Source organism: Angustibacter aerolatus, assembly GCF_054776675.1.
Genome location: NZ_BAAHBM010000028.1, coordinates 1 through 20,642, shown reverse-complemented (window position 1 = coordinate 20,642; position 20,642 = coordinate 1). Strand labels below are relative to the sequence as shown.

The window sequence follows — 20,642 nt, the reverse complement described above, 5'->3', positions numbered from 1 at the left end:
GTATGACGCTTCGCCGCACCGGCTTCGAGCTGGAGCTGCTGGCACCGCCCGGGACCGACCGGGCGGTGCTGGCCGCTGCGCTCGCGAGCCGGTGCGGCGGCGGCGTCCGGCCGGTGTTCCACGCCGACAGCGAGCCGTCGCTGGTGCCGGGGATGGGGTCGTTCCTGCACCTGACGCCGGGGTTCGCCGTGCACGACGCCGAGGGCCTGCCGGTGGCGACCCTCGTCGACGACATCACCATCGCGGTGCCGCCGACCGGCCCGCGCCGAGAGGGCTGGTACCGGCTGCTGTCGGACGACCAGCGGCTGCTGCGCCTCGTCGCGCTGCACGCCGACCCGGGTGCCGCGCCGGGGGCGGTGCTCGAGCCGGTGGCGGAGCTGTTCGGCACGACGGTCGAGCGGTTCGGGCCGTTCGGCAGGGTCGGCGACGAGACCGGGTCGACCGTGGCGCTGGCCGCGCCGCTGCCGCCCGGCCGCGAGCGGCCGTGCGAGATCGTCACGCCGCCGATCGAGCGCGACCACCTCGCGGTGCTGGAGTCGCTGCTGGCGCCGGCCCGGGCGCTCGGCTTCACGGTGCCGGTCGAGGCGGCCGTGCACCTGCACGTCGACGGCGGCCCGTTCCGGCAGGTGCACGCGTTCACGAACCTGGTGCGGCTGTTCGCCTGGTGGCGCCCGCAGCTGCGGCAGCTGCTCGGCACGAACCCCGGGTGCGTCCGGCTCGCGCCGCTGCCGGAGACGGCGGTGGCGCTGGTCGAGCAGCGCTGGGACTCGTGGGAGCAGCTGCAGGCGGCCGCCCGCGAGGTGGGGTTGGTGAAGTTCGCCGACGTCAACCTCACCCAGCTGGTGGCCGAGCGACCGCTGCGCGACACCGTCGAGGTGCGGGTGCTGCCCGGCTCCATCGAGGGGGCGGACGTCGTCGCGCGGGCCGAGCTCGTCGAGGGGCTGCTGCGGCGCTGCGAGTCGGAGCGGCCGGTGCCGCCGCCGTCCGCCGGCGTCGCCGTCGAGCACCTGCTGGACGGCGACGAGTGAACGACGTCCCGCTCGACTTCGACGCCTTCGCGCGCGCCGAGCTGCCGGCCCTGCTGCGGTTCGCGACCGCGGTGGCCGGCGACCCCGAGCTCGCCGCCGACGTCGTCCAGGACGCGATGGTGAAGGCGCACAGCCGGTGGCGGCACATCGCGGCCACCGACCGCCCCGACCTGTACGTCCGTCGCATGGTCGTCAACCAGCACCTGTCGTGGCGGCGGCGCTGGCACGTCCGCACGATCGTCCCGGTGCACGACGACGTCCTGCACGCCCGGGCGTCGGCCGAACCCGATGCCTCGCAACGGGTCTCGGACCGCGACGACGTGCTGCGCCGGCTCGAGCAGCTGCCCCGCCGGCAGCGCGCCGTGCTGGTGCTCCGATTCTTCGAGGGGCTCGACGACACCGAGATCGCCCAGGTGCTCGGCACCAGCCCCGTCACCGTCAGGTCCAACGCATCACGTGCCCTCGCCGCGCTGCGCCGGCACGCCCTGCACGCCCAGGAGGTCCTGTGAGTCCCGACGACGAGCTGCGCGCGGCGTTCGACGCGCTGGCCGGCCGCGCCCCCGACAGCGGCGCCGTGCACGACCGCATCACGGGTCGCATCGCGCGTCGGCACCGGGCGCGGCAGGCGGTCGCCGCCGGTGGCGCGGCGCTCGCGGTCGGCGGCATCGTCGCCGGCAGCGCGGTGCTGCACGGCGCGGTCGGGTCGCACCCGGTGGTCGCCGCCACCACGACCCCCACCACCGCCACGGCACCGGCCGCCACCGGGTCGACGGCGACGCCCAGCACGTCGCCCACCAGCACCGTGACCAGGCGCGGCACGTCGGGTGCGACCGTCACCTCGCCATCGACGACGGAGGGGGCGACGCCGCTCTCGGTCGCACCGCCCGCCGAGCGCGCGGCCTTCTCGGGCGGGGGCTACGACCTGGGCGATGCGCAGGAGCTCGCTCGGCTCTGGGGCGCGCCGGACGCCGGGCTGGCCAAGGCGGTGGCCGGGCGGCGCCTGCTCGACGGCGGGTCGCTCCCGATCGAGCCCGGCCACCGGTCGTCGCGCCAGCCCACCAACTACGTGGCGCAGGCGGTCTACCGCTTCTTCGGCGCCGGGTTCGACTACGACGACGCGGTGCGCCTGGCGCAGCTGTGGAAGGCCGAGGACGTGTACACGGCGAAGGCGGTGGCCGGCCAGATGCTGCTCGACGGGGTGCCGGTGCCTCGCTGACCCACGCGCTCCCCCCGCCCGCCGTCCGCGAGCACGGTTGGCACTGGCTCGTCGGACGCGGGCGGGGGCGAGGTCGTCGGTCGGCATCCGTCCTGGCGCGACCTCGCCGTTTGTCCCGGTCGTGACCGCACCGTTACCCTCGACGACGGACAGCCGGGATCGGTCGTCGCCTCCTGCACCGCACGAGGCGTCGTCGTCCCGGGTGCCGCGCTCCTCGGGGGAGTGCACCTGACCGGTGCACGGGCGCGCGCGCCCGGGCCGCCGTGCCCGGGCAGCACGACGTCAGGACCCCTGTGCTCTCTCGCCCCGTGCGCCTCGGCCTCCAGGCCCTCGCCCTGCTCGGCGTCGTCGGCGGCACCGCCGCCTTCGCCGGTCTCGACCACTCGGTCGAGCTCGTGGTCGACGGCCGGGCCCGCACGGTGCACGCGTTCGGCGGCACCGTCGCCGATGTGCTGGCCAGCGAGGACGTCTCGGTGGGCGGCCACGACATCGTGTCGCCGGCGCCCGGCTCCCGCGTCACCGACGACAGCACCGTCGTCGTCCGCTACGGCCGCCCGCTCACGGTCACCACCGACGGCGACGCCACCCGCTACTGGACGACGGCGCGCTCGGTCGACGAGGCCATCGCCCAGCTCGACCTGCGCGCCGACCGCGCCCGGCTCTCGGTGTCGCGCTCGATGCCGCTGGGTCGGCAGGGCCTGGCCCTCGACGTCGACACCCTGAAGCAGGTCGACCTCAGCGTCGGTGGCGAGCGCACCGAGCAGACGACGTACGCGACCACCGTCGGCGAGCTGCTCGACCAGCTGCAGCTCACCGTCGACGACGACGACCGGCTCTCGACGCCGCGCAGCACGAAGCTGACCGAGGCCACGAAGATCGTGCTCACCCGGGTCGAGCACCGGCGCTCCTCGAAGACCAAGAAGGTCGCGTTCACCACGACCAGCAGCAAGAGCGCGAAGCTGGACAAGGGCACCACGAAGGTCGTCACGAAGGGCCGTGCCGGCACCGCGAAGGTGACCTACGACGACACGTACACGAACGGGAAGCGCACCGACCGCGAGGTGGTCGCGACCGTCGTGGTGCGCAGGGCCCGCGCGCAGGTGGAGCAGGTCGGCACCCGCGAGGTGAAGACGGCGATCCCCAGCGGCGGCGGCGGTGGCCTGAACTGGGCGGCGCTGGCCCGCTGCGAGTCCGGCGGCAACCCGCGCGCGGTCAACCCGGCCGGGTACTACGGGCTGTACCAGTTCTCGCTCTCGACCTGGGCCGGCGTCGGCGGCAGCGGCAACCCGGTGAACGCCTCGGCGTCCGAGCAGACCGCCCGCGCGCAGGCGCTGTACAAGCGCGGCGGTGCCGGGCAGTGGGGCTGCGGCAGCCATCTCTTCGACTGACACCGGCGGGCCCGACGGCCTGCTCGGCGGCGGTGACGTGCGGGCGCTCGCCGAGGCGCTGGGCCTGCGGCCGACGAAGCAGCGCGGGCAGAACTTCGTCACCGACGCCAACACCGTGCGTCGGATCGTGCGCACCGCCGAGCTCACCCCGGACGACGTCGTCGTCGAGGTCGGGCCCGGGCTGGGGTCGCTGACCCTCGCGCTGCTGCCCGTCGTGCGCCGGGTCGTCGCGGTCGAGATCGACGACGTGCTGGCGTCGGCGCTGCCCGCCACCGTCGCGGCCCGGCGCCCCGACCTGGCCGGCCGGCTCGAGGTGGTGCACGCCGACGCGCTCGCCGTGCGCGAGCTGCCCGGGCCGCCGCCGACCGCCCTGGTCGCGAACCTGCCGTACAACGTGTCGGTGCCGGTGCTGCTGCACCTGCTCGAGCTGCTGCCGAGCCTGCGCTCCGGGCTGGTGATGGTGCAGGCCGAGGTCGCCGACCGGCTGGCCGCGCCGCCCGGCTCGCGCACCTACGGCGTGCCGAGCGTGAAGGCCGCGTGGTGGGCCGACGTGACGCGCGCCGGCGCCGTGGGGCGCACGGTGTTCTGGCCGGTGCCGAACGTCGACTCCGGGCTGGTGCGGCTGGTGCGCCGCGACCCGCCGTCCGACGTCCCGAGGCGCCAGGTGTTCCGCGTCGTCGACGCCGCGTTCGCCCAGCGCCGCAAGGGGCTGCGGGCCGCGCTCGCCGGGCTCGCGGGATCGGCCGCCGACGCCGAGCGGGCCCTGCTGGCGGCCGGTCTCGACCCCCGCACGCGCGGCGAGCAGCTCGACGTCACGGCGTTCGCCCGGCTGGCCGCCGAGCTGCCCGGCCCGGCCTGAGTGCGCGGACAGCCCGGGACCGCCCGTAGGGTGCAGCCATGACGACCCGCTCGCTGTCGGTGACGGCGCGCGTGCCCGCGAAGATCAACCTCGACCTCGCGGTGGGTCCCGTGGGGCCGGACGGCTACCACCCGGTGGCCACCGTCTTCCACGCCCTCGGGCTGTACGACGACCTCACCGTGACCCCGACCGACGACGGGTCGTTCGAGCTGCTGGTCGAGGGCGAGCACGTCGAGGGCGTGCCCACCGACGACACCAACCTCGCGCTGCGTGCCGCCCGCCTGGTCGCGACCCGCGGCGAGGTCGAGCAGGGTGCCGTGCTCGAGCTGCGCAAGGGCATCCCGGTGGCGGGCGGCATGGCGGGCGGCTCGGCCGACGCCGCCGCCGCGCTCGTGGCCTGCGATCTGGCCTGGCGCACCGGGATGTCGCGCGCCGAGCTGCACGAGATGGCCGGCGAGCTCGGGTCGGACGTCGCGTTCGCCCTGGTCGGCGGCACCGCGATCGGGCAGGGCCGCGGCGAGCAGATCTCGCCGGCGCTGGCCCGTGGGCAGTACCACTGGGTGCTGGCGCTGTCGGCGACCGGGCTGTCGACCGCGGCCGTCTACGCCGAGCACGACCGGCTCGCCACCGGCCACCAGCTGGCCGAGCCGCGCGTCGCCGACGCCGTCATGCAGGCCCTGCGCACCGGCGACGCGGTGGCCCTCGGGCGGTCGCTGCGCAACGACCTGCAGCGGGCTGCGGTGTCGCTGCGCCCCGAGCTCGGCGACCTCGTCGAGCTGGGGCAGGAGTACGGCGCCCTCGGCGGCGTCGTGAGCGGCTCGGGGCCGACCGTCGCCTTCCTGGTGCGCGACCACGAGCACGCGCTCGACCTGTCGGTGGCGCTCACGGCGTCCGGCGCCTGCGAGCAGGTCAGGCGCGCGCACGGCCCGGTGCACGGCGTCCGCACCGGCGACCTGCCGAGGATCCCGTGAGCACGAAGGGGCGGGCGTGGCCGACAACCTGGTGAACCTCGAGCGGGCGCAGCTGGCGCTCGGCACCCGGGTGCTGCTCGACGGCGTGTCGCTGGGCATCTCGGCCGGCGACCGGATCGGCGTCGTCGGGCGCAACGGCGGCGGCAAGTCGACCCTGCTGCGGGTGCTGGCCCGGCTGCAGCCGGTCGACGACGGCCGCGTGACGCACACCGGCGGCCTCACCGTCGGCGTGCTCGGGCAGACCGACCAGCTCGACCCGGCCGCGAGCGTGCGCACCAGCGTCGTCGGCGACCGGGCCGACCACGACTGGGCCGGCGACGCCCGGGTGCGCGACGTCGTCACCGGCATCCTCGGCAGCCTCGACGCCGCCGCGGTCGGCGGGCTCGACGCCCCGGTCGGTCCGTTGTCGGGCGGCGAGCGGCGCCGGGTGGCGCTGGCCGCGCTGCTCGTCGCCGACCCCGACCTGCTGCTGCTCGACGAGCCGACGAACCACCTCGACGTCGAGGGCGTCGACTGGCTGGCGCGGCACCTCAGCGGCCGGCGTCCGTCGTCGGCGCTGGTCGCCGTCACCCACGACCGCTGGTTCCTCGACGCGTCGGCCACCCAGACCTGGGAGGTGCACGACGGCGGCGTCGACGCCTACGAGGGCGGGTACGCGGCGTACGTGCTGGCCCGTGCCGAGCGCGCGCGGATGGCCGCCGTCGTCGAGGAGCGCCGGCAGAACCTGCTGCGCAAGGAGCTCGCCTGGCTGCGGCGCGGTCCGCCGGCCCGGACGTCGAAGCCGCAGTTCCGCATCGACGCCGCCAACGCGCTGATCGCCGACGAGCCGCCGCCGCGCGACGACGTGGCGCTGGTGCGCTTCGCGACGACCCGGCTGGGCAAGGACGTGCTCGACGTCGAGGACGTCGACGTCACCCTCGGCGACCGCGAGCTGCTGCACCGCATCACCTGGCGCCTCGGTCCCGGCGACCGGTGGGGGATCGTCGGCGTCAACGGCTCCGGCAAGTCGACGCTCCTGCGCGTGCTGAGCGGCGACGTCGAGCCCGCCCGCGGCAAGGTCAAGCGCGGCCGCACGGTGCGGCTGGCGTTCCTCACCCAGGAGGTCCGCGAGCTCGAGCGGCTCGCCGACACCCGCGTCGTCGACGCCGTCCGCGAGGTGCGCGAGACGACCCGGCTGGGCGACCGCGAGGTGACCGCCTCGCAGCTGGCCGAGCGGCTCGGGTTCACCGGGGGCCGGCAGCGCACGTTCGTCCGAGACCTGTCGGGCGGCGAACGTCGCAGGTTGCAGCTGTTGCGGTTGCTCATGGACGAGCCGAACGTGCTGCTGCTCGACGAGCCGACGAACGACCTCGACGTCGACACGCTCACTGCGCTCGAGGACCTGCTCGACGGCTGGGCCGGCACGCTCGTCGTCGTCTCGCACGACCGGTACGCCCTCGAGCGTCTGTGCGACCGGCAGCTCGCTCTGCTCGGCGACGGAGCGCTGCGCGACCTGCCCGGGGGCGTCGACGAGTACCTGCGGCTGCGCGCGGCCTCGCTCACGTCGTCCGACCCCCGGCCGGCTGGTGCCGCCGCCCCGGTGACCGATGCCGCGACGCAACGGACGGCGCGCAAGGACATGGCCCGCATCGAGCGCCGCCTGCAGCGCATCGAGGTCGAGGTGACGCAGCTGCACGACACCATGGCCGCGCAGGCCACCGACCACGTCGCCGTCGGCAAGCTGGACGAGCAGCTGCGCGCCCTGCACGCCGAGCGCGACGACCTCGAGGCCCAGTGGCTCGAGGCCGCCGACGCCCTCGACTAGCACCCCCCCACCCCCCTTCCGCGCGTCAGCCCGCTTTGCGTACGTCAACCCGCTCGCCGGGGGCTGCGAGCGGGCTGAAGCGCGGAAAGCGGGCTGACGCGCGGAAAGGGGACGAGCGGCGGAACGGGTTGGCGGTACGGGGCGGGTACGGCGACGGTAGAGTTCGGCGTCGTGAGCTCACCGCCGTTGCCGCCGCTCGACGTCACGCCGCGGGTGGACCTGGAGTGGGGGCTGCAGGGGGCGCGGCGGTTCGCCGAGCGGGTCGACGTCGTGGTGGTGGTCGACGTGCTGTCGTTCAGCACCTCGGTGACCGTGGCCTGCGAGCGCGGGGCCCGCGTGTGGCCGCACCCCGGTGGCGAGGAGGCGCACGCGCTGGCCCGCAGCATCGAGGCCGTGCTCGCCGGCACCCGCAGCCACACCAGCGGCCCGAGCCTGTCGCCGACGTCGCTGCTCGACCTCCCCGAGGGGTCGCGTCTGGTGCTGCCGTCGCCGAACGGCTCGTCGATCACGCACGCGCTGATGAACGCCAAGGTCGCCGTCGTCGCCGGCGGCCTGCGAAACGCCGCGGCGGTCGCTCGGTACGTGCGCGACGTCGGCGCCGAGCGGGTCGCCGTGGTGCCGGCCGGCGAGCGCTGGCCCGACCACTCGCTGCGGTTCGCCTACGAGGACCTCGTGGGTGCGGGGGCCGTGGTGCGCCGGCTCACGGAGACCGTGCCCGGCCTGTTCCGCTCGCCCGAGGCCGAGGCGGCCGCGCTGGCGTTCGCCGAGCTGCAGCCGCTCGACGGCACGCCGTCCGGCCGCGAGCTCGTCGAGCGGGGCTTCGCGGACGACGTCCGGCTGGCCGAGCAGGTCGACGCGTCCGACGTCGTGCCGGTGCTGCGCGAGGGCCGGTTCGCGGCGGCGGCGCTGCCGAGCACCCTCTAGCTCGACGGGTCAGGACAGCGCGTCGAACGGCGCGACGAGTCGGCGCAGCAGGTCGGCGAGCGCGGCGGCGTCCGCGGCGCCCAGCGCCGAGAGCAGCTCGTGCTCGCGGTGCAGCAGCCCGGCGAACGCGTCGTCGACGGTGCGACGGCCGGTGTCGGTGAGCCGCACGATGACGCCGCGCCGGTCGCGCGGGTCGGGCAGCCGCTCGACGAGCCCCCGCGAGGTGAGCCGGTCGACCCGGTTGGTCATGGTGCCGCTGGTGACGAGCGTCTGGGTCACGAGCTGGCCGGGCGACAGCTCGTAGGGCGCGCCGGCGCGGCGCAGGGCCGACAGCACGTCGAACTCCCACCCCTCCAGGCCGTGCTCGGCGAACGCGGCCCCGCGGGCCCGGTCGAGGTGGCGCGACAGCCGCGACACCCGCGACAGCACCTCGAGCGGCTGCACGTCGAGGTCGGCCCGCTCGCGCCGCCAGGCGGCCACGATGCGGTCGACCTCGTCGGGCCCGGGGGTCGGCGCGGCGAGGTCGGTGGTCACCCGCCGATCGTAGGCCTCTCGACGCCAAGATTCTTGACGGTCGCCAGGTGTCTTGATATCAAGATACCTGTGCCGACCTGGGACCCCGAGCTGTACGGACGCTTCGCCGCCGAGCGCGGCCGACCGTTCGCCGACCTGCTGGCCCGCGTCGGCCACGACGACCCGCGGCTCGTCGTCGACCTCGGCTGCGGGCCGGGCGACCTGACCGCCTCGCTGACCCGCCGCTGGCCCGCGGCCGACGTCGTGGGCGTCGACTCCTCGCCGGCGATGCTCGAGCGGGCGGCCGCCCACGCCTGCCCGCGGCTGCGGTTCGAGCCGGCCGACGTGCGCGACTGGACGCCGCCCGAGGGCCTCGACGTGCTGGTGTCGAACGCGACGCTGCAGTGGGTGCCCGGCCACCTCGACCTGCTGCGCGCGTGGGTGGCGGCGATGCGCCCCGGGTCGTGGCTCGCCGTCCAGGTGCCCGGCAACGGCGACTCGCCGTCGCACGCCCTGATGCGCGAGGTGGCTGCGACACCGCCGTTCGACGCCCACCTGCCCGACGTGCTCACCGACCGGCTGACCTCGCCCGACCCCACGACGTACGCCGAGCTGCTGGCCGGCGCCGGGTGCGCGGTCGACGCGTGGGAGACGACGTACGCGCACGTGCTCGACCCGGCCGGCGAGCTCGGCGACGACGCGGTGCTCACCTGGGTCAGCGGCACCGGGCTGCGGCCGGTCACCGACGCCCTCGCCGACCAGACCGACCTGCGACGGCGCTTCGTCGACGCGTACGCGGCGCGGCTGCGCGCGGCCTACCCGCGCCGCCCGTGGGGCACGCTGCTGCCGTTCCGCCGGGTCTTCGTCGTGGCCCGGGTCGGCGGTGCGGCATGACGGTGGTCGGGCTGCACCACGTGCAGGTCGCCTGCCCGGCCGGCAGCGAGGACGCGCTGCGCGGGTTCTACGGCGGCCTGCTGGGGCTGCCCGAGCTGCCGAAGCCGCCGGTCCTCGCTGCGCGCGGCGGCGTCTGGTTCAGGGTCGGGGCGCAGGAGCTGCACCTCGGCGTCGAGCCCGGGTTCGTACCCGCCCGCAAGGCGCACCCCGCGCTGCTGGTCGACGACGTCGACGCCCTCGCCGCCGCGGTCGAGGCCGCCGGGCTGCCGGTGCGCTGGGACGACCAGGTGCCCGGCGTCCGGCGGTTCCACACCGACGACCCGGTGGGCAACCGCATCGAGCTGCAGCAGGGCTGACCTCGCTGGGCGGCCGCACCGTTCCAGCGGCGTGCACGCCGATCGAACGGTGCCGCAGCCCACTTCACGTGGCTGGCGTCGCCCCCGGGCGGCCGGAGATCAGCCGGGGCTCGGTCTGCAGGGCGGCCAGGCCGTTCCAGGCGAGGTTGACGACGTGGGCGGCGACGTCGGCGCGGTCGGGACGGCGGGCGTCGAGCCACCACTGGCCGGTGAGCGCGACCATGCCGACGAGCATCTGCGCGTACATCGGGGCCGTCTCGGGGTCGAGGTCGCGGCGGGTGAACTCGGCCGCCAGCAGGTGCTCGACCTGGCTGGCGACCTCGCCGATCAGGCTGGCGAACGAGCCGGTCGAGGCGGCGACGGGGGAGTCGCGCACCAGCACCCGGAAGCCGTCGGTGGAGTGCTCGATGTAGCCGAGCAGCCCGAGCGCCGCCTGCTCGACCAGCACCCGCGACGACGCCCCGGAGGTCAGCGCGCCGGTGATCTCGTCGAGCAGCGCGCGGATCTCGCGGTCGACGACGACGGCGTACAGCCCCTCCTTGCCGCCGAAGTGCTCGTAGACGACCGGCTTCGAGACCTCGGCGCGAGCGGCGATCTCCTCCACGCTCGTCGCCTCGTAGCCCTTCTCGGCGAACAGCGAGCGCCCGACGTCGAGCAGCTGCTCGCGGCGCTGCGGTCCGGTCATCCGCGGACGCCGGGCCGGCCGGCTGCTCGACGACGGCTCCGGGGTGGCGGGGGGCACGCCTCCACCATGCCAGGCGCTGGCACACTGTCGCCTGCGATCCGCCCTGGTGTAACGGCAGCACGCGGGCCTTTGGAGCCTTGCAGTCCCCGTTCGAATCGGGGGGGCGGAGCCCGCCGCGGGTGCTTGTACGATCGCCGGGTGCTGCGCCGACACCGCCCCTGCACCCCGTGACCGCCGACCCCACCGCCATCGCCGCCGTGGTGGTGCTGGCCGCCGGTGAAGGCACCCGGATGCGCTCGACCACCCCGAAGGTGCTGCACCGCATCGGCGGCCGCTCGCTGCTCGGCCACGCGGTCGCCGCCGCCCAGGGCCTCGGGCCGCGCCACCTGGCGGTCGTCGTCCGGCACGACCGCGACCGGGTCGCTGCGCACGTCGAGGCGCTCGCGCCGGAGGCGGTCGTCGCCGACCAGGACGAGGTGAAGGGGACCGGCCGCGCCGTGCAGTGCGCGCTCGACGCGCTGCCCGACCTCGAGGGCACCGTCGTGGTCACCTATGGCGACGTGCCGCTGCTCACCACCGCCACGCTGGCCGGTCTGGTGGCCGCGCACGAGTCGGAGGGCGACGCGGTCACCGTGCTGACCAGCGTCGTCGACGACCCGACGGGGTACGGCCGGGTGCTGCGCGCGGACGACGGGTCGGTGCTCGCGATCGTCGAGCAGAAGGACGCCACCCAGTCGCAGCGGGCGGTGCGCGAGATCAACTCCGGCATCTACGCCTTCGAGGCCGCGGTGCTGCGGCGGGCGCTCGCCGGGCTGACCACCGACAACGCGCAGGGCGAGCTGTACCTCACCGACGTGCTCGCGCTGGCCCGCGACGAGGGCGGCCGGGTCGCCGCGCACCAGCTCGGCGACCCGTGGCAGGGCGAGGGCGTCAACGACCGGCTGCAGCTGTCGCGGCTCGGCGCCGAGCTGAACCGCCGCACCGTCGAGCACTGGATGCGCGAGGGCGTCACCGTCGTCGACCCGGCCACCACGTGGGTCGACGTCGAGGTGCGGCTCGCAGCCGACGTCACGCTGCTGCCGGGCACCCAGCTGCACGGGCTGACCAGCATCGAGCCGGGCGCCGTCGTCGGGCCGGACACCACGCTCGAGGACGTCGTGGTGCGGGCCGGTGCCACCGTCGTCCGCACGCACGGCAGCGGGGCGGTCGTCGGCGAGGGGGCCAGCGTCGGCCCGTTCGCGTACCTGCGGCCCGGCACCCGGCTCGGCGCGCACGGCAAGATCGGCACGTTCGTCGAGACGAAGAACGCCGAGATCGGCGAGGGCACGAAGGTGCCGCACCTGTCGTACGTCGGTGACGCCACGATCGGCGACCACTCCAACATCGGGGCCGCGTCGGTGTTCGTGAACTACGACGGCGTCACCAAGTCGCGCACCACCGTCGGCAGCCACGTGCGCACCGGCTCCGACAACATGTTCGTCGCGCCGGTGACCGTCGGCGACGGCGCCTACTCCGGCGCCGGCACGGTGATCCGCAGGGACGTGCCGCCCGGGGCGCTCGCGGTCAACGTCGCGCCGCAGCGCAACGTCGAGGGCTGGACGCTGCGCAAGCGCGCCGGCACACCCTCGGCCGAGGCGGCGGCGCGCGCCCTCGACCTGCCGGACGACGTGCACGACGACAGCGAGGACGCCGACGCATGACGGGCATCACCACCACCGGCGAGAAGCGGCTCGTGCTGATCAGCGGGCGCGGCTACCCCGAGCTCGCCGAGGAGGTGGCGAAGGAGCTCGGCGTCGAGCTGGTCGACACCACGGCGTACGACTTCGCCAACGGCGAGATCTACGTGCGGTTCCAGGAGAGCCTGCGCGGCTGCGACGCGTTCGTCATCCAGAGCCACACCGCACCGATCAACCAGTGGGTGATGGAGCAGCTGATCATGACCGACGCGCTGAAGCGCGCGTCGGCCAAGCGGATCAGCTGCGTGATCCCGTTCTACGGCTACGCCCGGCAGGACAAGAAGCACCGCGGCCGCGAGCCGATCTCGGCCCGGCTGATGGCCGACCTGTTCAAGACCGCCGGCGCCGACCGGCTGATCTGCGTCGACCTGCACGCGGCGCAGATCCAGGGGTACTTCGACGGCCCGGTCGACCACCTGTGGGCGCTCCCGCTGCTGGCGCAGTACGTCGGCTCGCGGGTCGACCGCTCGAACCTCACGATCGTGTCGCCGGACGCCGGCCGGGTGCGCGTCGCCGACCAGTGGTCCGACCGCCTCGGCGCGCCGCTGGCGATCATCCACAAGCGCCGCGACCCGAACGTGCCGAACCAGGTGAAGGTGCACGAGGTCGTCGGCGACGTCGCCGGGCGCACCTGCGTGCTCGTCGACGACATGATCGACACCGCCGGCACCATCTGCCAGGCCGCCGACGCGCTCTTCGAGCAGGGCGCCGCCGACGTCATCGTCACCGCGACCCACGCCGTGCTCTCGGGCGCGGCCGCAGACCGGCTGCGCGACAGCCGGATCAGCGAGGTCGTCGTCACGAACACGCTGCCTGTGCCCGAGGAGCACCAGTTCGAGAAGCTCACGACGCTCTCGATCGCCCCGCTCATCGCCCGCGCCATCCGCGAGGTCTTCGACGACGGCTCGGTGACCAGCCTCTTCGACGGCCAGGCGTAGCCGAGTGCGCCTGTCGGCGAAGGTCGACTACGCGGTTCGCGCGTGCCTGGTCCTCGCGGCGCACGAGGGGCAGTGGATCCGCGCCGACGACGTCGCCGCGAACCAGGACGTGCCGGCGCCGTTCCTCGACACGATCCTGCGCGACCTGCGCCGCGGCGGCCTGGTCGAGAGCCGGCGCGGCCGCGAGGGCGGCCACCGGCTGGCCCGGCCGGCGCGCGAGGTGAGCGTCGCCGACGTCATCCGCGCCATCGACGGTCCCCTCGCCCTGGTGCGCGGGCTGCGTCCCGAGGCCCTGCCCTACCCGGACGACGCCCAGCCGGTGCGCGACCTGTGGCTGCGGCTGCGCGCCGCCGAGCGCGAGGTGCTCGACGGCACGACGCTCGACGCCCTCGCCTGCACCCACCGGGCGATGCACGACGCCGACGACCGGGCCATGCACGAGCCGCACCCGTGACGGGAGCCAGGAGCGAACAGGGGGTTTCCAGGTGGGCGCAGGTGCGCGACGGCCGAGACTGAGGAAGCACGATCTCTTCGTGATCCCGTTCGGAGACGGCCGTTCTGCGGTCGGTCACTGCATCGGGGTCTACGAGAAGAACGTGTACGTCGTCGTCGTGTTCGCAGGCACGGTCTCGGACGAGGAGCCGGCGTCGGCCCGGCAGGCCTGGCGATCGGGCATCGAGTTCGTTGCCATCACGCTCGACGCCAAGGTGTACGTGGGCGACTGGTCCGTGGTGGCCAACGACGTGCCGGCTCATACCGCGCCGCAGCTGAACTTCGTCGAGCGACGCGGAGCGCGCGTGCACGTCGTCGACCTCAAGGGCGCCAGCCTTCGAGAGGCCACGAGACACGAGGAGACGCGCCTGCCGATGCGGACGATCGTGGCCCCCGTGATCCTGGAACTCGCTGTGAAGGCCTCTCACGGGATCGGGGCGTGGCGATCAGAGTTCGACCAGCTCGTGCTGCAGGGCGACGTCGAGGTCGACCGCTCCTGAACGTCTTCGATGGGCACTGCGAGGTTGCCATCACGGTGGCGCGCTGGTGCCCTTTGAGCCGAGGTGCTCGGCCACGAATGCGGCGAGCCGCTCGGGTGAGGGCTGGCCCCAGCCGAGGCAGAACGGGTGGCCGGCCGGGTCGGCGTACACCTGGTGGCCCTCGTCGGCGTCGAGGTCGTCGGCACCCTGCAGGAGTCGAGCGCCGAGGGCGATGGCCTGCTCGTGCGCGGCCCGGGCGTCGGTCACGTGCAGGTCGAGGTGCACCTGCTGGGCCTCGCCGTCCGGCCACTGCGGCGGGACGTGGTCGGGTGCCAGCTGCACGCCGACGCGCCACTGCCCGTCGCCGTCGACCACCGTGTGCCAGTGATCGTCCTCGAAGACGGCGCCGTCGAGCATCCCCGCCCAGAAGGTGCTCTCGGCCTGCAGGTCCGCGGCATCGAACACGACCACCTGCCGGATGATGTCCATGCCGGCACGCTACCCAGCCGACCGGCCGCCACCGGGCCCTTCGGCCCGCCTTCGTCCACATGGTGAGCAGGGCGTCCCGAGCGTTGACCAGCCCGGGCGGTGCTCTGGACGCTGAAGTCGACCTACTGGATCATCGACTCGCACCGGAGTGCTCATGCGCCGCCGTCCGCTCGTGCTCGCCGTCACCGCCCTGACCGCCCTCGCGCTGAGCGCCTGCGGCGGTGGGTCGAGCGACGTCGTCGGTGCCTCGGCCGTCACGGCGGACGGGTCGGGCGGCACGCTGAACCTGTTCGCCTACGCCGTGCCGAAGCCCGGCTTCGACAAGGTCATCCCCGGCTTCGAGGCCACGGCCGAGGGCAAGGGCGTCGCCTTCCAGCAGTCGTACGGCGCGTCCGGCGACCAGTCGCGCAAGGTCGCGGCGGGGGCCGAGGCCGACGTCGTGAACTTCTCGGTCGAGCCCGACGTCACCCGGCTCGTCGACGCCGGCCTGGTGTCGAAGGACTGGAACACCGGCCCCACCAAGGGCCTGGCGTTCGGTTCCGTCGTGACGATCGTCGTCCGCAAGGGCAACCCCAAGAAGATCCTCGACTGGGACGACCTGCTGAAGCCGGGCGTCGAGGTCGTGACGCCCAACCCGTTCAGCTCGGGGTCGGCGAAGTGGAACCTGCTCGCGCCGTACGCCGCCAAGAGCGACGGCGGCAAGAACCCGCAGGCCGGCCTCGACTACGTCAGCGCGCTCGTCGGCGAGCACGTGAAGACGCAGCCGGCGTCCGGGCGCGAGGCCAGCGAGACGTTCACGCAGGGCACGGGTGACGCGCTGATCAGCTACGAGAACGAGGCGCTGTTCCTCGAGCGCAGCGGCGAGCCGCTCGAGCACCACACCCCGCCCACGACGTTCAAGATCGAGAACCCGGTCGCGGCGTTGTCGAAGAGCAAGAACGCGGCGAAGGCCAAGGCGTTCGTCGACTACCTGTTCACCCCTGCGGCGCAGGAGCTGTGGGCCGAGGCGGGCTTCCGCCCGGTCGACCAGGCGGTGTTCGCGAAGCACGCCGCCGAGTTCCCGCAGCCGACGAAGCTCTGGACGATCGACGACCTCGGGGGCTGGTCGACGGTCGACCCGTCGCTGTTCGACAAGGAGAAGGGCTCCGTGGCGAAGATCTACGCCGCGGCGACGAAGTGACATGACGACCACGACCGCGCGCGGCGGCGTCACCGAGGTGGTGGCGCCGTCGCGGCGCGTCCCCAGCCGTCCGCCGCAGCCCGTGCGCCCGGCTCGTCGGCGGCTCGCCGGCGGGCTCGGGCTCGGCGTGGTCGGCGTCTGGCTCAGCCTGATCGTGCTGCTGCCGCTGGCCGCGCTCACCGTCACCGCGTTCGACGACGGCCCGGCAGGGCTCTGGCGGGCGGTCACCGAGCCGGCTGCGCTGGCGGCGCTCGGCGTCACCATCGGCGTCTCGGCGCTGGTCGCCGTGGTGAACGCGGTGATGGGCACGCTGGTCGCCTGGGTGCTCGTGCGTGACGAGTTCCCCGGCAAGCGGGTGGTGAACGCGTTCGTCGACCTGCCGTTCGCGCTGCCGACGATCGTCGCGAGCATCGTGCTGCTGGCGCTCTACGGTCCGAGCAGCCCGGTCGGCCTGCACCTCAACGCCACCCGGCCCGGCGTCGTGGTCGCGCTGCTGTTCGTGACGCTGCCGTTCGTCGTGCGGTCGGTGCAGCCGGTGCTGCTGGAGGCCGACCGGGACGTCGAGCAGGCCGCGGCGTCGCTGGGCGCCGGCAGCTGGACGACGTTCCGACTGGTCGTCCTGCCGACCCTCGCGCCCGCGGTCATCGGCGGCACCGGCCTGGCGTTCGCCCGCGCCATCGGCGAGTACGGCTCGGTGGTGCTCATCGGCGGCGGCATCCCGCGGCGCACGCAGGTGGCCTCGCAGTACATCCAGCAGCAGATCGAGATCGACCGGCCGGCCAACGCGGCCGCGGTGTCGGTGGCGCTGCTGGCGGTCGCGTTCCTCACGCTGTTCGCGCTGCGGCTGTGGGCCGGGCGCGGACGCCGGCGCGAGGAGCGGGCGGCATGAGCGACGTGAGCGCCGCGCGGTCGGTGGGTGAGCGGCGGGCCACCCGCGTCACGCTGCGGGTCGTGGCGCTGGGTTACCTCGGCGTGCTGCTGCTCGTGCCGATCGGCGTGATCCTGTTCCGCACCTTCGAGCACGGCATCGGGGCGTTCGTCGACTCGATCAGCACCCCGGCCGCCATCTCGGCGCTGAACCTGTCGCTGCTCATCGTGGCGATCACCGTGCCGATCAACGTCGTGATGGGCGTCGGGACGGCGATCGCGCTGGTGCGCGGGCGGTTCCGGGGGCGCGGGCTGGTGCAGGCGGTGGTCGACCTGCCGTTCGCCGTGTCGCCCGTGGTGGTCGGCGTCTCGCTGATCCTGCTGTGGGGCGCGGGCGGCTGGTTCGGCGGCATCGAGCAGACCGGCGTGAAGGTGATCTTCGGGCTGCCGGGCATGGTGATCGCCACCGTGTTCGTGACGCTGCCGTTCGTCGTCCGCGAGGTCGAGCCGGTGCTGCACGAGATCGGCCAGGAGCAGGAGCAGGCCGCGGCGACCCTCGGCGCCTCGGCCTGGCAGACGTTGTGGCGCATCACGATCCCGGCGATCCGCTGGGGCCTGACGTACGGCGTGGTGCTCACCGTCGCCCGGGCGCTGGGCGAGTTCGGCGCCGTGATCATGGTGTCGTCCGGCTTCCCCGGGGTGTCGCAGACGCTGACGCTGCTGGTGCACGCGCGCTACATCGACGACCACAACACCTTCGGCGCCTACAGCGCCGCGACCCTGCTGATGGGGATCGCCGTGCTGGTGCTGCTGCTCATGACCCTGCTCGACCGGAAGAGGAACCAGCGATGATCACCGTCACCGGAGCCAGCAAGCGGTACGGCGACTTCGCCGCGCTCGCCGACGTCAGCCTCGACATCCCGGCCGGCTCGCTCACGGCGCTGCTCGGCCCGAGCGGCAGCGGCAAGTCGACGCTGCTGCGCTCGATCGCCGGGCTGGAGCACCTCGACGCCGGCACCGTGACCATCGCCGGCGCCGACGTCACGAACGTGCCACCGCAGCGGCGCGGCATCGGGTTCGTCTTCCAGCACTACGCCGCCTTCAAGCACCTGACGGTGCGCGACAACGTCGCCTTCGGCCTGAAGGTGCGGCGGCGGCCGAAGGCCGAGACGAAGCGCAAGGTCGACGAGCTGCTCGAGATCGTCGGGCTCGACGGGTTCCAGCACCGCTACCCGGCGCAGCTGTCCGGCGGGCAGCGGCAGCGGATGGCGCTGGCCCGCGCGCTCGCCGTCGACCCCGACGTCCTGCTGCTCGACGAGCCCTTCGGTGCGCTCGACGCCAAGGTGCGCGCCGACCTGCGCACCTGGCTGCGCCGGCTGCACCAGGAGGTGCACGTCACGACGGTGCTGGTCACCCACGACCAGGAGGAGGCGCTCGACGTCGCCGACCGGATCGCGGTGCTCAACCACGGGCGGCTGGAGCAGGTCGGTGACCCCGAGTCGCTGTACGACCGGCCCGCCAACGACTTCGTGATGTCGTTCCTCGGCCAGGTGGCCCGGCTGGACGGCGAGCTGGTGCGCCCGCACGACATCCGGCTCTCGCGCGAGCCGGGCCGCGGGCGGGTGCCGGCCCGGGTCGAGCGGGTCGTGCGCCTCGGCTTCGAGGTGCGCGTCGAGCTCGTCACCCAGGACGGCGCCGAGCCGTTCGCCGTCCAGCTCACCCGCGGCGGCAGCGACGACCTGGCGCTCAGCAGCGGCGACGTCGTGCACGCCTGGGCGGCGGCCGGCGAGCGCGCCGCCTGACCGGCCACTGCGGCACGGCGCGTCAGCCCCGCGGGCTGCCGAGGCGCTCGGCGAGGTCGGTCGTCACGTTCTGCGCCACCACCAGCGGCTGAGCCGCGAGCTCGTCGACGGTCCAGGTGAGGCCCGCCAGCGCGCACGCGATGCGGACGTTCACGTCGAGGTCCCACGAGTCGGGGTCGACGGACTCGACGGAACCCGCCGCGTCGACGGCCGGGCGCAGCACCTCGGGCAGCTCGTCGGCGTACCCGGCGTCGTACGGCTCCAGCAGGTGCCACAGCAGCTCACCGTCCTCCGCGAGCTGCAGGCTGGCGGTGGCGCTGATGCTCGACGTCGCGCTGACCGCGAGGCGGTCCTCGGCCGACAGTCCCTCGGCCGCCTCGAACGTCTGCCCGGTCGGGTCGTAGACGAACGTCCAGTCACCCCTCGTGCCTGCGATCAGGAGGTCCGCTCGCCGGTGCGCCCCGACCGCCGCGTGCACCCGGCTGCCGCCGTCCTCGCCGCCGTCCGCCGCGAGCGACCCCGGCTCGAGGTGGCGCACCTCCTCGCCGCCACCGACCAGGCGCAGCGCCGGCTCCGGGCTCAGTCCCCGGACGACGTGCAGCAGGTGGTTCGAGTTCATGTCGCCGAGGTGCGCGATCCACCGCGGGAAGCCGTGCTCGTCGACGGCGTCGTCGGGGAAGCCTGGGATCGGCACGGCGGGGCCTCCGAGGGAGTCGGTTCGCGAGAAGCTCCACCAAGATAGCAGCACGACAACTGATGCCGTGCCGGTCACGCCCCGGGGTGCTCCGGGGCGACCGGGTGCGCGGTGACCACGTCGTTGGCGGCCGCCCACTCGCCGACGTCGCGCCGCTCGATGGCCGCCGCCATCAGGTCGGGGAACAGGTCGGGCGTGCAGGCGAAGGCGGGGACGCCGACGCCGGCCAGCGCGGCCGCGTGGTCGGCGTCGTACGACGGCGCTCCGGAGTCGCTGAGCGCCAGCAGCGCGACCATCGTGGCTCCGGAGCGCACCACCTCGGCCGAGCGGCGCACCAGCTCGTCGGCGATCCCGCCCTCGTAGAGGTCGCTGATCAGCACCAGCACGGTGTCGGCCGGTCGCTCGATCAGGCTCTGGCAGTAGGCAACCGCGCGGTTGATGTCGGTGCCGCCGCCGAGCTGCACCCCGAACAGCACGTCGACCGGGTCGGTGATCTCGTCGGTCAGGTCGACCACCTCGGTGTCGAACACGACGAGGCTGGTGCGCACCGACCGCAGCGACGCGAGCACCGCCGCGAAGACGCTCGAGTAGACGATCGACTCGGCCATCGACCCCGACTGGTCGATGCACAGCACCACGTGCCGCTCGATCTGCGTGGTGCGCCGGGCGTGCCCGACCAGCCGCTCGGGCACCACCGTGCGGTGCTCGGGCAGGTAGTGCTTCAGGTTGGCGGCGACGGTGCGCCCCCAGTCGATGTCCGCAGCGCGCGGACGCCGGGTGCGGGCCGAGCGGTCGAGGGCACCGGTGACCGCCTGCACCGTGCGTGCCCGCAGCCGCTCCTCCAGCCGGTCGGTCACCGTGCGGACGACGGCCCGCGCGGTGGCCCGGCTGCGCTCGGGGATCACGTGGTTCAGCCCGACCAGCGTCGACACCATGCCGACGTCGGGCTGCACGGCCTCCATCAGCTCGGGCTCCAGCAGCAGCTGGTCGAGCCCGAGCCGCTGCATCGCGTCGGCCTGCATGACCTGCACCACCGAGGAGGGGAAGTAGCTGCGGATGTCGCCGAGCCAGCGCGCCACCCGCGGCGCCGACCGGCTCATGCCCGCGCCCCGCCGTCCGTCGTAGAGCTCGCGCAGCGCGTCGTCGCGGGCGGTGTCGTCGGGCCCGAGCGCGGCACCGGTGCCGTCGGCCTCGTCGCCGCCGAGCACCAGCCGCCAGCGGGTCAGCCGGTCGCGCGATGCCTGCGGCTCGTCGGGCGGGTCGTCGGGGGTCGGGTCGGTCACGGCACCTCCACGCCGAGCAGGGCGGCCGTCCGGCGCAGCGCGGG

General features: G+C 74.5%; 23 protein-coding genes. 18 read left to right on the top strand and 5 right to left on the bottom strand.

Going from position 1 to position 20,642, the window contains the following annotated elements:
• Positions 1 to 2 precede the first annotated feature (2 nt).
• The 8 genes from ACYVI6_RS08750 (at position 3) to ACYVI6_RS08715 (ending at position 8,190) form a co-directional block, all read left to right on the top strand.
• Positions 3 to 1,028 (top strand): amidoligase family protein, encoded by a 1,026-nt coding sequence (locus ACYVI6_RS08750; RefSeq protein WP_460446001.1) that lies wholly within the window; start codon positions 3 to 5, stop codon positions 1,026 to 1,028.
• Entirely contained in the window at positions 1,025 to 1,537 is a 513-nt protein-coding gene (locus tag ACYVI6_RS08745) for a SigE family RNA polymerase sigma factor (RefSeq protein WP_460446000.1), read from the top strand. The genes ACYVI6_RS08750 and ACYVI6_RS08745 overlap by 4 nt, the downstream gene beginning before the upstream one ends.
• A complete protein-coding gene (locus tag ACYVI6_RS08740) occupies positions 1,534 to 2,244 on the top strand; it encodes a hypothetical protein (protein ID WP_460445999.1) in 711 nt (236 codons plus the stop codon). Before ACYVI6_RS08745 ends, ACYVI6_RS08740 begins: the two co-directional genes overlap by 4 nt.
• 308 nt (positions 2,245 to 2,552) lie before the next feature.
• Positions 2,553 to 3,632 carry a ubiquitin-like domain-containing protein gene (locus ACYVI6_RS08735; protein ID WP_460445998.1) on the top strand — a complete coding sequence of 360 codons (1,080 nt, stop codon included), beginning with the start codon at positions 2,553 to 2,555 and terminating at the stop codon, positions 3,630 to 3,632.
• Entirely contained in the window at positions 3,592 to 4,491 is a 900-nt protein-coding gene (gene rsmA, locus ACYVI6_RS08730; RefSeq protein WP_460445997.1) for a 16S rRNA (adenine(1518)-N(6)/adenine(1519)-N(6))-dimethyltransferase RsmA, read from the top strand. The genes ACYVI6_RS08735 and rsmA overlap by 41 nt, the downstream gene beginning before the upstream one ends.
• 38 nt (positions 4,492 to 4,529) lie before the next feature.
• The gene (locus ACYVI6_RS08725; protein WP_460445996.1) at positions 4,530 to 5,462 is read left to right on the top strand and encodes a 4-(cytidine 5'-diphospho)-2-C-methyl-D-erythritol kinase; all 933 of its coding nucleotides are present in this window, start codon (positions 4,530 to 4,532) and stop codon (positions 5,460 to 5,462) included.
• Between the two features lie 16 nt (positions 5,463 to 5,478).
• The gene (locus ACYVI6_RS08720; protein ID WP_460445995.1) at positions 5,479 to 7,266 is read left to right on the top strand and encodes an ABC-F family ATP-binding cassette domain-containing protein; all 1,788 of its coding nucleotides are present in this window, start codon (positions 5,479 to 5,481) and stop codon (positions 7,264 to 7,266) included.
• A 171-nt stretch (positions 7,267 to 7,437) separates the two neighbouring features.
• The gene (locus ACYVI6_RS08715) at positions 7,438 to 8,190 is read left to right on the top strand and encodes a 2-phosphosulfolactate phosphatase (RefSeq protein WP_460445994.1); all 753 of its coding nucleotides are present in this window, start codon (positions 7,438 to 7,440) and stop codon (positions 8,188 to 8,190) included.
• Positions 8,191 to 8,199: 9 nt separating this feature from the next.
• On the opposite strand, the gene ACYVI6_RS08710 is transcribed toward ACYVI6_RS08715, so the two are convergent.
• A complete protein-coding gene (locus tag ACYVI6_RS08710) occupies positions 8,200 to 8,724 on the bottom strand; it encodes a MarR family winged helix-turn-helix transcriptional regulator (RefSeq protein WP_460445993.1) in 525 nt (174 codons plus the stop codon).
• 33 nt (positions 8,725 to 8,757) lie between these two features.
• Between ACYVI6_RS08710 and ACYVI6_RS08705 the strand changes: the two genes are divergently transcribed.
• Positions 8,758 to 9,597, top strand: coding sequence for a trans-aconitate 2-methyltransferase (locus ACYVI6_RS08705; RefSeq protein WP_460445992.1), 840 nt, complete (start codon positions 8,758 to 8,760; stop codon positions 9,595 to 9,597).
• Positions 9,594 to 9,953, top strand: a complete 360-nt coding sequence (locus ACYVI6_RS08700; protein ID WP_460445991.1) for a VOC family protein — start codon at positions 9,594 to 9,596, stop codon at positions 9,951 to 9,953. The genes ACYVI6_RS08705 and ACYVI6_RS08700 overlap by 4 nt, the downstream gene beginning before the upstream one ends.
• Before the next feature lie 64 nt (positions 9,954 to 10,017).
• Here ACYVI6_RS08700 and ACYVI6_RS08695 read toward each other — a convergent pair whose 3' ends face one another.
• Complete coding sequence (locus ACYVI6_RS08695) at positions 10,018 to 10,638, bottom strand: TetR family transcriptional regulator (RefSeq protein ID WP_460446020.1); 621 nt, start codon at positions 10,636 to 10,638, stop codon at positions 10,018 to 10,020.
• A gap of 227 nt (positions 10,639 to 10,865) precedes the next feature.
• Between ACYVI6_RS08695 and glmU the strand changes: the two genes are divergently transcribed.
• The 4 genes from glmU (at position 10,866) to ACYVI6_RS08675 (ending at position 14,304) form a co-directional block, all read left to right on the top strand.
• Positions 10,866 to 12,338, top strand: a complete 1,473-nt coding sequence (gene glmU / locus ACYVI6_RS08690) for a bifunctional UDP-N-acetylglucosamine diphosphorylase/glucosamine-1-phosphate N-acetyltransferase GlmU (RefSeq protein ID WP_460445990.1) — start codon at positions 10,866 to 10,868, stop codon at positions 12,336 to 12,338.
• On the top strand, positions 12,335 to 13,312 hold the full coding sequence (locus ACYVI6_RS08685; protein ID WP_460445989.1) for a ribose-phosphate diphosphokinase: 978 nt from the start codon (positions 12,335 to 12,337) through the stop codon (positions 13,310 to 13,312). The genes glmU and ACYVI6_RS08685 overlap by 4 nt, the downstream gene beginning before the upstream one ends.
• Before the next feature lie 4 nt (positions 13,313 to 13,316).
• Positions 13,317 to 13,766, top strand: a complete 450-nt coding sequence (locus ACYVI6_RS08680) for an RrF2 family transcriptional regulator (RefSeq protein ID WP_284288201.1) — start codon at positions 13,317 to 13,319, stop codon at positions 13,764 to 13,766.
• A gap of 142 nt (positions 13,767 to 13,908) precedes the next feature.
• A complete protein-coding gene (locus ACYVI6_RS08675; RefSeq protein ID WP_460445988.1) occupies positions 13,909 to 14,304 on the top strand; it encodes a hypothetical protein in 396 nt (131 codons plus the stop codon).
• Positions 14,305 to 14,334: 30 nt separating this feature from the next.
• On the opposite strand, the gene ACYVI6_RS08670 is transcribed toward ACYVI6_RS08675, so the two are convergent.
• Positions 14,335 to 14,772, bottom strand: a complete 438-nt coding sequence (locus ACYVI6_RS08670) for a VOC family protein (RefSeq protein WP_460445987.1) — start codon at positions 14,770 to 14,772, stop codon at positions 14,335 to 14,337.
• A 154-nt stretch (positions 14,773 to 14,926) separates the two neighbouring features.
• Here ACYVI6_RS08670 and ACYVI6_RS08665 point away from each other — a divergent pair, with 154 nt between their 5' ends.
• The 4 genes from ACYVI6_RS08665 to ACYVI6_RS08650 are packed head-to-tail and all read left to right on the top strand — an operon-like array spanning position 14,927 to position 18,621.
• A complete protein-coding gene (locus ACYVI6_RS08665; protein WP_460445986.1) occupies positions 14,927 to 15,952 on the top strand; it encodes a sulfate ABC transporter substrate-binding protein in 1,026 nt (341 codons plus the stop codon).
• Between the two features lies 1 nt (position 15,953).
• Complete coding sequence (cysT, locus tag ACYVI6_RS08660; protein WP_284288197.1) at positions 15,954 to 16,841, top strand: sulfate ABC transporter permease subunit CysT; 888 nt, start codon at positions 15,954 to 15,956, stop codon at positions 16,839 to 16,841.
• Positions 16,838 to 17,671, top strand: a complete 834-nt coding sequence (gene cysW, locus ACYVI6_RS08655; protein WP_284288196.1) for a sulfate ABC transporter permease subunit CysW — start codon at positions 16,838 to 16,840, stop codon at positions 17,669 to 17,671. The genes cysT and cysW overlap by 4 nt, the downstream gene beginning before the upstream one ends.
• Positions 17,668 to 18,621: a sulfate/molybdate ABC transporter ATP-binding protein gene (locus ACYVI6_RS08650; RefSeq protein ID WP_460445985.1), complete on the top strand. Its 954-nt coding sequence runs from the start codon at positions 17,668 to 17,670 to the stop codon at positions 18,619 to 18,621. Before cysW ends, ACYVI6_RS08650 begins: the two co-directional genes overlap by 4 nt.
• A gap of 22 nt (positions 18,622 to 18,643) precedes the next feature.
• On the opposite strand, the gene ACYVI6_RS08645 is transcribed toward ACYVI6_RS08650, so the two are convergent.
• Both ACYVI6_RS08645 and ACYVI6_RS08640 read right to left on the bottom strand, forming a co-directional pair.
• Complete coding sequence (locus ACYVI6_RS08645) at positions 18,644 to 19,315, bottom strand: DUF6461 domain-containing protein (protein ID WP_460445984.1); 672 nt, start codon at positions 19,313 to 19,315, stop codon at positions 18,644 to 18,646.
• Between the two features lie 74 nt (positions 19,316 to 19,389).
• Positions 19,390 to 20,598, bottom strand: coding sequence for a VWA domain-containing protein (locus ACYVI6_RS08640; protein ID WP_460445983.1), 1,209 nt, complete (start codon positions 20,596 to 20,598; stop codon positions 19,390 to 19,392).
• Between the last annotated feature and the right edge of the window lie 44 nt (positions 20,599 to 20,642).